The organism is Magnetospirillum sp. WYHS-4 (assembly GCA_039908345.1).
GTDB lineage: Bacteria > Pseudomonadota > Alphaproteobacteria > Rhodospirillales > GLO-3 > JAMOBD01.
The window spans coordinates 1-12,088 of the sequence record JAMOBD010000085.1; the positions used below are offsets into that span (position 1 = coordinate 1).

The 12,088-nt window shown below is 67.9% G+C and carries 13 protein-coding genes; 11 read left to right on the top strand and 2 right to left on the bottom strand.

The window, feature by feature from the left end; genetic code table 11:
- Window positions 1-92 precede the first annotated feature (92 nt).
- Genes queE through H7841_16840 form a run of 3 tightly spaced genes read left to right on the top strand, consistent with a single transcriptional unit; the run spans window position 93 to window position 2,387 of the window.
- Window positions 93-674 carry a 7-carboxy-7-deazaguanine synthase gene (gene queE, locus H7841_16830; protein MEO5338531.1) on the top strand — a complete coding sequence of 194 codons (582 nt, stop codon included), beginning with the start codon at window positions 93-95 and terminating at the stop codon, window positions 672-674.
- An 11-nt stretch (window positions 675-685) separates the two neighbouring features.
- The gene (queD, locus tag H7841_16835; GenBank protein ID MEO5338532.1) at window positions 686-1,048 is read left to right on the top strand and encodes a 6-carboxytetrahydropterin synthase QueD; all 363 of its coding nucleotides are present in this window, start codon (window positions 686-688) and stop codon (window positions 1,046-1,048) included.
- A gap of 4 nt (window positions 1,049-1,052) precedes the next feature.
- Complete coding sequence (locus H7841_16840; GenBank protein ID MEO5338533.1) at window positions 1,053-2,387, top strand: mechanosensitive ion channel; 1,335 nt, start codon at window positions 1,053-1,055, stop codon at window positions 2,385-2,387.
- Here H7841_16840 and H7841_16845 read toward each other — a convergent pair.
- On the bottom strand, window positions 2,377-2,916 hold the full coding sequence (locus H7841_16845; GenBank protein ID MEO5338534.1) for a peptidylprolyl isomerase: 540 nt from the start codon (window positions 2,914-2,916) through the stop codon (window positions 2,377-2,379). The genes H7841_16840 and H7841_16845 overlap by 11 nt on opposite strands.
- A gap of 82 nt (window positions 2,917-2,998) precedes the next feature.
- Window positions 2,999-4,789: an AMP-binding protein gene (locus H7841_16850; protein MEO5338535.1), complete on the bottom strand. Its 1,791-nt coding sequence runs from the start codon at window positions 4,787-4,789 to the stop codon at window positions 2,999-3,001.
- Window positions 4,790-4,857: 68 nt separating this feature from the next.
- Here H7841_16850 and H7841_16855 point away from each other — a divergent pair, with 68 nt between their 5' ends.
- The 8 genes from H7841_16855 to H7841_16890 all read left to right on the top strand — a co-directional run.
- Complete coding sequence (locus tag H7841_16855) at window positions 4,858-6,639, top strand: M3 family oligoendopeptidase (GenBank protein ID MEO5338536.1); 1,782 nt, start codon at window positions 4,858-4,860, stop codon at window positions 6,637-6,639.
- Entirely contained in the window at window positions 6,636-7,442 is an 807-nt protein-coding gene (locus H7841_16860; GenBank protein MEO5338537.1) for an alpha/beta hydrolase, read from the top strand. Before H7841_16855 ends, H7841_16860 begins: the two co-directional genes overlap by 4 nt.
- The gene (locus H7841_16865) at window positions 7,435-8,775 is read left to right on the top strand and encodes an AarF/ABC1/UbiB kinase family protein (protein ID MEO5338538.1); all 1,341 of its coding nucleotides are present in this window, start codon (window positions 7,435-7,437) and stop codon (window positions 8,773-8,775) included. The genes H7841_16860 and H7841_16865 overlap by 8 nt, the downstream gene beginning before the upstream one ends.
- Before the next feature lie 5 nt (window positions 8,776-8,780).
- Window positions 8,781-9,989, top strand: a complete 1,209-nt coding sequence (locus H7841_16870; protein MEO5338539.1) for a DUF1566 domain-containing protein — start codon at window positions 8,781-8,783, stop codon at window positions 9,987-9,989.
- Between the two features lie 93 nt (window positions 9,990-10,082).
- The gene (locus H7841_16875; protein MEO5338540.1) at window positions 10,083-10,346 is read left to right on the top strand and encodes an accessory factor UbiK family protein; all 264 of its coding nucleotides are present in this window, start codon (window positions 10,083-10,085) and stop codon (window positions 10,344-10,346) included.
- A complete protein-coding gene (locus H7841_16880) occupies window positions 10,343-10,975 on the top strand; it encodes an HAD hydrolase-like protein (protein ID MEO5338541.1) in 633 nt (210 codons plus the stop codon). The genes H7841_16875 and H7841_16880 overlap by 4 nt, the downstream gene beginning before the upstream one ends.
- Window positions 10,976-10,997: 22 nt before the next feature.
- Complete coding sequence (locus H7841_16885; protein ID MEO5338542.1) at window positions 10,998-11,843, top strand: TIGR00730 family Rossman fold protein; 846 nt, start codon at window positions 10,998-11,000, stop codon at window positions 11,841-11,843.
- Window positions 11,840-12,088 (top strand): hypothetical protein (locus H7841_16890; GenBank protein ID MEO5338543.1); only part of this gene is annotated, 249 nt, incomplete at its 3' end. The genes H7841_16885 and H7841_16890, both read left to right, overlap by 4 nt.

A 12,088-nucleotide genomic window follows, 5' to 3' on the forward strand; every position in this document is an offset into this window, starting at 1 on the left:
GGCCGTCCCGACATGGCCCAGGCCGGCGGCCCCGACGCCGCCCGGGCCCAGGCCGCCCTGGACGCCATCCAAGCGGCGCTCGGCTAGGGCCGATGGCCTACCTCGTCAAGGAACTGTTCTATTCCCTGCAGGGCGAAGGGGCGCGGGCCGGCCGTCCGGCGGTGTTCTGCCGCTTCGCCGGCTGCAACCTCTCTTGCGATTTCTGCGACACCGACCATGGGGACGGAACACCCTATGCAACGCCGGAGGAACTGGCGGCGGCCTGTCGCGACCTTTGGCCGGGGGGCGGCCGGCCCTACCTGGTGGCGACCGGCGGCGAGCCGGGGCTGCAACTGAACGCGGCCCTGATCGCCGCCTTCCACGCGGTTGGGTTCGAGGTGGCGGTGGAAACCAACGGCACCCGCGTCCTGCCCGCCGGAATCGACTGGATCACGGTCAGCCCCAAGGCCGGCACGGACCTGCGGGTGACGGCCGGCGACGAAATGAAACTGGCCTACCCGCAGGCGGGGGCGGAGCCGGAACGCTACGAGGCGCTGCAATTCCGCCATTTTTTCCTGCAACCCATCGACGGACCGGAGCGGAAGGCCAACACGGCGGCGGCCATCGCCTGGTGCCTGGCACATCCGCTCTGGCACTTGAGCCTGCAGACCCATAAGATCGTGGGCATCGCCTGACGGAAGCGGACATGGACATCTACAAGGAATTCACCTTCGAGGCCGCCCACAGCCTGCCCAACACCCCGGAAGGCCACAAGTGCAAGCGCCTGCACGGCCATTCCTTCCGGGCGGAAATCCACGTTTCGGGCCCCGTCGATCCCCATGCCGGCTGGGTGCTGGACTTCGCCGACATCAAGCGCGCCTTCAAGCCGCTGCTGGACCAACTGGACCATCATCACCTGAACGAGATCGAAGGCCTGGAGAACCCGACCAGCGAGAACATCGCCCGCTGGATCTGGAAGCGCCTGAAGCCCGAACTGGCCGCCCTTTCCAAGGTGGCGATCCGCGAGACCTGCACCGCCGGCTGCGTCTACCGGGGCGAGGACGAATAGCGCCATGGAATCCCTGCCGGAAATCGCTGCGCTGCAGGCCCAGATCGCGGATTTCCTGAAGCTGGCGACGGCATGGCTGCAAAAGAACGCCTTCGTGGTCGGCAACGCCATCCAGGCGGCGATCATCCTGGTGGCCTTCCTGATCGCCAAGCATTCGGCGCGCCCGTTGGCCGCCTGGGCGGAAAAGGCGGCGGAATCGGCCGGCAACTACCGCAAGGCCGTGCAGATCGGCCTGTGGGTCGTCACGCCCCTGATGCTGCCGGTGATCTGGCTGACCCTGCAATGGCTGTCGGTCTTCGTCGCCGTCTACCTGGGTTTTTCCACCGGGCTCATCCGGGTGGTGGTCAGCCTGCTCACCGCTTGGGTGGCGATTCGGCTGTTGTCCAACGTGGTGGGCAATCCCGCCTGGTCCAAGTTCATCGCGGTGACGGTCTGGACGGTGGCGGCGCTCAATTCGGTCGGCTGGCTGACCCCGGTCGCCAAGTTCCTCGATTCCCTGGCCGTCGAGATGGGCGACGTCCGCCTGTCCCTGCTGGCGGCCATCAAGGCCGTGGTCTCGCTGGCCGTCTTCCTGTGGCTGGCCGGCGCGGTGACCCACCTGATGGAAGGCAAGATCGGCAAGGTGGCCGGCCTGTCGCCTTCGGCCCAGGCGCTGTTCGGCAAGCTGTCCAAGATGGTTCTCTATACCCTGGCCGTGGTGGTCGGCCTGAAGACGGTGGGCATCGACCTGACGGCGTTCGCGGTCTTCACCGGCGCGGTGGGCCTGGGGATCGGCTTCGGCCTGCAGAAGGTTTTTTCCAACCTGATTAGCGGCATCATCCTCCTGATCGACAAGTCGGTGAAGCCGGGCGACGTGATCGCCATCGGCAGCACCTACGGCATCATCAGCTCGCTGGGCGCCCGCTACGTCTCGGTCAGCACCCAGGAAGGCAAGGAACACCTGATCCCCAACGAGGAACTCATCAGCCACCGGGTGGAAAGCTGGTCGCACAGCAATCGGCTGGTGCGGGTGGACGTGCCCTTCGCCATTTCCTATTCGTCGGATTTGCGCAAGGCCATGGACTTGGCCCTTGCCGCCACCCGCAGCGAGCCCCGCATCCTCACGGCCCCCGAACCCACCTGCCGGCTGCGCGCCTTCGCCGAAAAGGGCATCGACATGGAACTGGGCTTTTGGATCAACGATCCGCAGAACGGCCTGGGCAGCGTGCGTAGCGCCGTGATGCTGCGGCTGTGGGACCAGTTCCGCGAGCATGGCGTCTACTTCCCGGCCACCGTGCCGGCCGCCCCGTCGTCGGTCAACGTGCGCCTGGTGGACGGGGGGCCGGCCGTCATTCCTTGACGTCGGCCATCACCCGCATGCGGAGGATCTTGTCCGGGTTTTCCACCGGCTCGCCGCGCTTGATCTTGCCCACCGCCGTCATGCCGTCGACCACCTTGCCCCAGACCGTGTACTTGCCGTCCAGGTGGGAGGTCCGGGCAAAGCAGATGAAGAACTGCGAATCGGCGCTGTTCGGATCGCTGGTGCGAGCCATGGAAACGGTGCCGCGTTCGTGCGGGGTGTTGGTGAATTCGGCCGGCAGGTTGACGCCCGAGCCGCCGCTGCCGGTACCCTTCGGATCGCCGCCCTGGGCCATGAAGCCGGGAATCACCCGGTGGAAGGTCAGGCCGTCGTAGAAGCCCTGGCGGACCAGGGTCTTGATGCGGGCCACGTGCTTGGGCGCCAGGTCGGGACGCATCTCGATGACCACCCGGCCGTGTTCCAGGTCCATGTAGAGGGTGTTCTCGGGATCGAGTGCCAGGGCGTCGGAGGCCCCCAGCATGGTCCCGAACAGAACGGTGGCGAGAGCGGTAAGAGTCTTGCGTCCCATGACATCCCCTGCGAAGCGGTTGCGATTGCGGGGCCGACCCTAGCACGAGCCGCCGGGGCTCGCCAAGGGCGGGCCGCGCCCTTCAGCCGTATAGCTTCTCCAGGGCCGTGCCGTAGCGGGCCTTGATGACGTGGCGGCGGATTTTCAGGGTCGGGGTCATCTCGCCGTTCTCGATGGAAAAGGGCTCCGTCGCCACCAGGAAGCGGCGCACCTTCTCGATGGGCCCCAGGGTCCGGTTGACCCGTTCCACCGCCGCGCCCAGGGTCTTGCGCAGGTCATCGTCGTCGGCCAGCAGGCGCAAGTCGGGCATCTTGCCCCGGGCGTCCGCCCAGGTCTTCAGCCAATCCGCGTCGGGGACCAGCAGCGCCACCAGATGGGGCCGCTTGTCGCCGAAGACCATGGCCTGGCCGATCTCCGGCTCCAGGCACAGGAAGCCTTCGATGCGCTGCGGCGCCACGTTGTCGCCGCCCGAATTGACGATGATGTCCTTCTTGCGGTCCGTGATGCGCAGATGGCCGTCGGCATCGAACTCGCCGATGTCGCCGGTATGCAGCCAGCCATCCTTGACGGTCTGGCGCGAGGATTCCACGTCGCCCCAGTAACCCAGCATGACCAGTTCGCCCCGCACCAGGATCTCGCCGTCCTGGGCGATGCGCACTTCCACATCCTTGAGGGGCGGGCCCACGGTATGCATGCGGGGCCCCAGGGGACGGTTGACGCTGACCACGGGCGCCGATTCGGTCTGGCCGTATCCCTGCAGGATGCGCAGACCGAGCGCGGTGAAGAACACCCCCACGTCGGGGTTGAGCGGCGCCCCGCCCGACACCAGGGCCTTCAGGCGCCCGCCGAAGCGGGACCGGACCTTGTCGCGCACCAGGCGGTCCAGGACCGCGTCGGCCAGGCGGTCGGCCAGGCCCAGGCCGGCCGGGTCGCCGTAGCGGCGCCGGCCTAGATCGAGGGCCGCCTTGAACAGGGTTTCCTTGAGCCCGCCTTCCTTTTCCACCCCGCGGACGATGCGAGAATGGAGCATCTCGTAGAGCCGGGGCACGGCGGTCATGATGGTCGGGCGGGCCTCGGCCATGTTGGTGCCCAGGGTTTCCACGCCTTCCGCGTAGTAGATCTGGGCGCCTATGGAAATGGGGAAGAACTGCCCGGCCGTGTGCTCGTAGGAGTGGGAAAGCGGCAGGAAGCTGAGAAAGACCTCGTCGCCCAGGCCCAGTTCCTCCAGCGCGTCGCGGGCGCCGGCGCAATTGTGCAGGATGGCCCCGTGGGACAGCATCACCCCCTTGGGCGTGCCGCCGGTGCCCGAGGTATAGATCAGGCAGGCGAGGTCTCCGCGTCCCAGGCGCTCGGCCTCCGCCACCACGTTCCAATGGGCAGCACCGCCCTTGTCCAGAACCTCGGCCCAGGAATGCAGCGGCCTGCCCGCATGGCCGTCCGCGCCCGCGTCCTCCAGGGCGACGGCGAAGCGGGACTCGGGGCTTCGGAGCAAGGCGGGCAGCAGGTTGCGGGCCAGCCGACGGGTCGAAACGATGGCTCCCTTGGCGCCGCTGTCGGCCAGGATGTGCAGATGGTCCTTCTCGGTATTGGTGGTGTAGGCGGGCACGGTCACGCCGCCCGCCGCCATGATCGCCAGGTCGGCGATGGGCCATTCGGGCCGGTTCTCGGATACCAGGACCACCCGGTCGCCCGGCTCCACGCCCAAGGCCCGGAGGCCGCGCGCCAGCCCGCTCACCTGGACCGCCGCCTCGCGCCAGGTCAGGGCATGGTAGACCCCATTCCGCTTGGCCCACAGGAAGGGCGCCTCGCCCCGCGCTTCCGCCTGGGCGAAAAACATCGACACCAGATTGGTCCAGGACTCCGCCGGTTTCATCGTCCCCTCTTGCCGTCGCTCCCGCTTTCCTCCAGCTTTATACAGGCAACTGGCCCAAGGAGTCAGCCATGACGCATAGCCGCGCCGCCGGGCCGGGTCTTCCCGAGTGGAATCTCGCCGATCTCTATTCCGGCCCCGACGCCCCCGAACTGGAAGCCGACCTGACGCGGGCGCGGCGCGAGGCCGACGCTTTCCGCGACGCCTACCAGGGCCGGCTGGCCGGGGCGGACGGGGCAACGCTGGGCGAGGCCTTGCGGCGTTACGAAGCCTTCAACGACCTGCTGGGCCGCATCATGAGCTACGCCCAACTTCTTTTCGCCGCCGACATGGGCGATCCGGCCATGGGACGCTTCTACCAGACGATCCAGGAGCGGGTGAACGCCATCACCAGCGAGACCCTGTTCTTCACCCTGGAAATCAACCGCCTGGAAGACGACGTCCTGGCGACCAAGATGGCCGATCCGGCCGCCGCCCACTATGCCTCCTGGGTCCGCGACCTCAGGGTCTACCGGCCGCACCAGTTGTCGGACGAGGCGGAAAGGCTGCTGCACGAGAAGTCGGTCGCCGGTTCCGCCGCCTGGGTGCGCCTGTTCGACGAAACGCTGGCGGGCCTGCGCTTTCCCGTCGGCCGGCGCAAGCTGGCGCTGTCGGACACCCTCAACATGCTGTCCGACAAGGACGGCGCCCGCCGCCGCGAGGCCGCCAAGGCGCTGGGCAAGGTGCTGGGCGAGAACGAGCGCCTGTTCACCCTGGTCATCAACACGCTCGCCAAGGACAAGTCCATCGAGGACGGCTGGCGCAAGCATCCGCGCCCGGTGTCCCGCCGCAACCTGGGCAACCTGGTCGAGGACGAGGTGGTGGACGCCCTGGTCTCCTCGGTGGAAGCAGTGTTCAACCGCCTGGGCCATCGCTATTACAAGCTGAAGGCCGGATGGTTCGGGGTGGAGGCCCTGGACTACTGGGACCGCAACGCTCCCCTGCCCGACGACGTCGATCGCCGCTTCGGTTGGGCGGAAGCCAGGCGGACGGTGCTGGGGGCCTATCGCGGCTTTTCTCCTGCCCTCGCCGACATCGCCGAGGGTTTCTTCGAGAAATGTTGGATCGATGCGGCCCTGCGTCCCGGCAAGGAATCGGGGGCCTTCGCCCATCCCGTGGTGCCGTCCGCCCATCCCTACATCCTGATGAACTTCCATGGCCGTTCCCGCGACGTGATGACGCTGGCCCACGAACTGGGCCACGGCGTGCATCAGGTGCTGGCCGCCGGCCAGGGGGCCCTGATGGCCGACACGCCGCTCACCCTGGCCGAAACCGCCTCGGTGTTCGGCGAGATGCTGACCTTCCGCTCCCTGCTGGACGCCGAAACCGATCCGAAGCGCCGCCGCATCCTGCTGGCGTCCAAGGTCGAGGACATGCTGAACACGGTGGTGCGCCAGATCGCCTTCCACCTGTTCGAGACGCGGGTTCACGACGAACGGAAACAGGGAGAACTGTCGGCCGAGCGCCTGGGCGAAATCTGGCTGGAGGTGCAGGGCCGCAGCTTGGGACCCGGCATCCGCTTCGACGACGACTACCGGCACTTCTGGGCCTACATTCCCCATTTCATCCATTCGCCGTTCTACGTCTACGCCTATGCCTTCGGCGACTGCCTGGTGAACTCGCTCTATGCCGCCTATCGCGAGGGCCTGCCCGGCTTCCAGGAGAAGTACCTGGACATGCTGGAGGCCGGCGGAACGTTGCGGCACAAGGAACTGCTGGCTCCCTTCGGGCTGGATGCCACCGATCCCGGCTTCTGGCAGCGGGGCCTGACGATCGTTTCCGCCTTGATCGACGAATTGGAGGAGGCGTCATGAAGCCGGTTGCACTGGAAGTCATCCACTACGAGGCCAAGGGCAAGCCCAAGGGGCCGCCCCTGTTGTTCGTCCATGGCTCGTTCGCCGGCGCATGGTGCTGGGACGAGCATTTCCTCACCTGGTTTCGCAGCCGCGGCCATGCGGTGCACGCCCCCAGCCTGCGCGGCCACGGGGGGAGCGGCGGCCGGGACGAACTGCACCGCCACGGCATCGCCGATTATGTCGAAGACGTCCGCCGGGTGGCCGAGACCCTGTCGGAGCCGCCGGTGCTGATCGGCCATTCCATGGGCGGCTTCGTCGCCATGAAATACCTGGAACGCTTCGCCGGAGCGGGTCTGGTGCTTATGGCCTCGGTTCCGCCCACCGGCCTGGCCGGGCCGGCGGCCTCGATGACCGTCGAGAACCCGTTGCTGCTGTGGCGCATCGGCATGGTGCAGGCCTTCGGCGAAGATTTCGCCGATGCCGACCTGCTGAGCCAGGCGCTCTTTTCCAGGCGCCTTCCCGACGACGTGACGACTTCCTATCTGAAGAAGGTGCAGATGGAATCGCGGCGCGCCACCATGGACATGTACGGCCCCGATCAACCGAACACGCTGTTGCTGCGCGACACGCCGACCCTGGTGATGGGCGGCCGCCACGATGCGCTGATCCCGGCCTTCCACGTCCAGGCGACGGCGGCCCTGTTCGGCCAGACCGCCCACCTGTTCCCCGAGATGGGGCATGGGTTGATGCTGGAACCGGGCTGGGAGGAGGTGGCGCAATCCATCCTCGACTGGCTGGGAGCGCAAGGACTGCATGGATGAGCCGGACTCCTTGGGCGGGCGGGTCAAGCGCTATGCGCGCGTCGGCGCCGCGGTGGGGGGACTGGCCGTCCGCTATGCCGGTGGCCGGGTGCTGGGCCTACCCTTCGACGCCGGGGCCCATGCCGGCGACCTGAAGGAAGCCCTGGGCGGACTGAAGGGCCCCTTGATGAAGGTGGCGCAGATCGCGTCCACCATCCCCGACGTGCTGGCGCCCGAATATGCCGCCCGGTTCACCGAGTTGCAGGCCAACGCGCCTTCCATGGGCTGGGCCTTCGTGCGCCGGCGCATGGCGGCCGAACTGGGGCCCGATTGGCAGGGCCGCTTCGACGCCTTCGGCCGGGAAGCGGCGGCGGCGGCCTCCCTGGGCCAGGTGCACCGGGCCACTTCCCTGGACGGCCGGCCCCTGGCCTGCAAGCTGCAATATCCCGACATGGCGGCGGTGGTGGAAGCGGACCTGCGCCAGCTCAAGATGATCTTCGGCATCTGGCGGCGCTACGACAGCGCCATCGACCCTTCCGAGATCCTGGCCGAACTGTCCGCCCGTCTGCGCGAGGAACTCGACTACCGGCGCGAGGCCCGCCACATCCGACTCTATGCCCGCATGCTGGCCGGCGAGCCTTCGGTGACCGTCCCCGCGGTGGAAGACGACCTGTCCACCGGCCGCCTTCTGACCATGGGCTGGCTGGACGGCGAGCCCATCGCCCGCGTGGTCGACGCCCATCCGGAACTGCGCAACGCCGTGGCGCGCAGCATGTTCCGCGCCTGGTACCTGCCTTTCTATACCCATGGGACCATCCACGGCGATCCCCACCTGGGCAACTACACGGTCCGCCCCGACGGGGGGGTGAACCTGCTGGATTTCGGCTGCATCCGGGTCTTTCCGCCGTCTTTTGTCGGGGCGGTGATCGACCTTTACCGCGCCATGCGCGACGGCGACGAGGACCTGGCGGCCCATGCCTACGAAACCTGGGGCTTTCGCAATCTGTCGCGCGACGTGCTCAAGGTGCTGAACCGCTGGGCGATGTTCCTATACGGCCCCCTGCTCAAGGACGGCGTCCGCCCCATCGACGAGACGGCCGGCACCCGCTACGGCGCCGAAGTGGCGGCCCGTGTGCACAAGGAACTCCATGCCCTGGGCGGCGTGCGGCCGCCGCGCGAGTTCGTGCTGATGGACCGCGCCGCCATCGGTCTCGGCAGCGTTTTTTTGCGCTTGAAGGCCGAACTGGACTGGCAGGAGATGTTTCACGACCTGACCGACGGCTTCGACGAGGCGGCGCTGGCCGAACGCCAGAGAAAAGCCCTTGCCGCCTGCGGCCTGCCGCGACCGGAGTAGACGCCATGCGATATCTCGCCCTCGCCCTTCTTCTTGCCTTGCCCGCCCGGGCCGAGATTTCCTATCCGGTGGTCGACACCGGCCAGGAAACCTGCTTCGACGACCGGGGCCATGCCACCTGTCCGGCGCCCGGCCGGCCTTTCCACGGGCAGGACGCCCAATACCGGTTCCGGGCCCCGGCCTATCGCGACAACGGCGATGGCACGGTCACCGACCTGGTCACCGGGCTGATGTGGCAGCAAGAATTTCGCCGCACCCCGTTTGCCGACGCCCCGGCCGATGCCGCCGCCAGCCGGGTGGGCGGCCATATGGACTGGCGGGTGCCGACCATCAAGGAGCTTTACTCGCTGATCGACTTCCGCGGCTCCACCGGCTCCGCCCCGCCCCACATGGGCCGGCCCGACGACGCTTGGCCCTACCTGGATACCCGGTTCTTCGCCTTCGAATATCCCGCCCAGGGCCGCTTCATCGATGCCCAGTACATTTCCGGCACCGTCTACCTGGGCACCACCATGGGGCGGGACCGGGCCTTCTTCGGGGTCAATTTCGCCGACGGGCGCATCAAGGGCTATCCCCAGGATGGCGGGCCCGGCCGGCGGACCTGGTATGCCCGCTACGTGCGCGGCAATCCGGCCTATGGCCAAAACGACTTTGTCGACGCGGGCGACGGCACGGTCGCCGACCGTGCCACCGGGCTGACTTGGCTCAAGGCCGACAGCGGCGACGGCGCCTTCCGGAACATGCGGATGAGGGACGGCCGGCTCGACTGGAAGGAGGCGCTGAAGTTCTGCGAGGACCTGGATTTCGCCGGCCGGACCGACTGGCGCCTGCCCGATGCCAAGGAACTGCACAGCCTGGTCGACTATTCCCGTTCGCCCGAGGCCACCGGTTCCGCGGCCATCGACCCCGTCTTCGCCATCACCGCCATCCGCGACCCGGAAGGCGAACGCGACTGGCCCTATTTCTGGACATCGACCAGCCACCTGGACGGCCCACGGCTGGGCGATTTCGGCATCTACATCGCCTTCGGCCGCGCCCAGGGGCATCTGCGCGATCCGCGCGGCGGCGGGGTCAGGCTGCTCGACGTGCACGGCGCCGGCGCCCAGCGCTCCAGCCCCAAGAGCGGCGACGAATCGCGCCTGCCGGTCGGCGCCGGCCCGCAAGGGGATGTGCTGCGCATCTACAACTTCGCCCGCTGCGTTCGGGGGGGCTGAAGCCGCTTCCTACCCGACCGGGTGTTCCGCCGCCCCTCCCGCTTCGGCATAATGGGGCCATGACCAAGGACCCGCGCGCCTTTCCCGACTTCCATGCAGATGTTCGCCAATGCCAAGGCGGAGGTGGAAAGCCACATGCGCCAGCATCTGGAACGCATGATGGCCGGCATGGACATGGTCTCGCGCGACGAGTTCGAGGCTGTCAAGGCCGTGGCCGCCAAGGCTCGCGGCGAGCAGGAAAAGCTCGCCGAGCGGGTCGCCGAACTGGAGGCGAAGCTGGGCGTCGCGGCCCCCGCCGCCCCCGCCGCCAAGAAGCCCGCGGCGGCGAGGAAGCCCGCCAAGCCGAAGAAGGCATGACGGTCGGCGCCGTCCTGTTCGACTTCGACGGCGTGCTGGCGGAATCCGCCGAGATCAAGGCCTGGGCCTTCGACAAGCTCTACGAGGACTTTCCCGAGGCGGTGCGGGCCGGCGCCCGCGCCCACCATGCCGCCCACGCCGGCATCTCGCGCCTGGAAAAGATCCGCCATGTGCATCGCAGTTTCCTGGGTATCGAGCCGTCCGACGGCGAGGTCGCCGACTGGGGCCGGCGCTACAACGCCCTGGTCGAGGATGCGGTGGTCGCCGCCCCCTGGGTACCCGGCGCCCGCGTATTCGTCGAAGCCCACCACCGTGGCCTGCCGCTCTATGTGGTTTCCGGCACCCCGGAAGACGAACTGCGGCGCATCGCCGAACGGCGTGCCATGGCCCACTTCTTCAAGGGCATCTTCGGATCGCCCCGCCACAAGGCGCCCATCATCCGCGACATCCTGGCCGCCGAGGGCCTGGCGCCCGGCCGAGTCCTGTTCATCGGCGACGCCACCACCGATTCCACGGCCGCCGCCGCCACCGGGCTGCGCTTCCTGGGCCGCGTGCCCCCCGGCGCCCCCAATCCCTTTCCCCCCGGCACCGAAATCGTTCCCGACCTGACGGGCCTTTCGGTGGCGTGAGGGCTTCGCTACACTGCGGCCCATGAGCCGCCGCAACAACCACAACGGTCCGCCGCGCAAAGCCTACGAGAACCCCGACTTCATCAAAAGCCGGACGGGACGGCCGTTGCGTATCCTTTCGGAGCACCTGGAGCCTTCCGCCCGCTTCGAGGCCTACGGTATCGAGGACACCATCGTCTTCTTCGGTTCCGCCCGCATCCTTCCGCCCGAGAAGGCGGAACAGAAGCTGGTAGCGGCCCACCGGGGCGAGGGCGACCTGGCGGCGGCCGAGCGGACGGCCGCCATGTCCCGCTACTACGAGGACGCCCGCGAACTGGCCCACCGTCTGACCCTCTGGTCCAAAGGCCTGTCGGAATCCCGGTTGGCCCACGGGCACCGCTTCGTCGTCTGTACCGGCGGCGGGCCCGGCATCATGGAAGCCGCCAACCGCGGCGCCTCGGAAGCCCGCGGCGTCAACGTCGGGCTCAACATCGCGCTATCCCACGAACAGCAAGGCAATCCTTACATCACCCGGGAACTGGCCTTCGAGTTCAACTATTTCTTCATGCGCAAGTTCTGGTTCGCCTACCTGGCCAAGGCCATCGTGGTGTTTCCCGGCGGCTTTGGCACCCTGGACGAGTTCTTCGAACTCATCACCCTGGTGCAGACCCGCAAGATGGAAAAGAAGCTGTCCATCGTGCTTTACGGCACCGATTACTGGAACGATATCCTGAACTTCGACGCGCTGGTCCGCCACGAGATGGTGGATCCCGCCGACTTGGGCCTCTTCCATCGCTGCGATACGGTCGACGCCGCCTTCGAGGCCATCACCCGCGACCTGATGGACTTCGCCCTTGGCGAACCGGGTGGCCGCCCGGAACTGGTATGACCTTCCTGCCTTTCGATGCGATGAGCGAGGCGGAACTGCGGCTTCGGCTGGCCGAACGGCCCGATTGCCGTCGTTCCCGCCTGGCGCTGGCGGCGCGGGTGGAGGACGGCGAGGCGGAAGGCCACTACCGCGCCGTGCTCGATCTTTTCCCCGACGAGGGGGAGGCGCTGCTGGGCCTGGCCGCGATCCTCGCCCGCCGGGGCGCGCTGCCGCAAGCCGTCGACTTGGCGCAGCGCGCGCTGCGC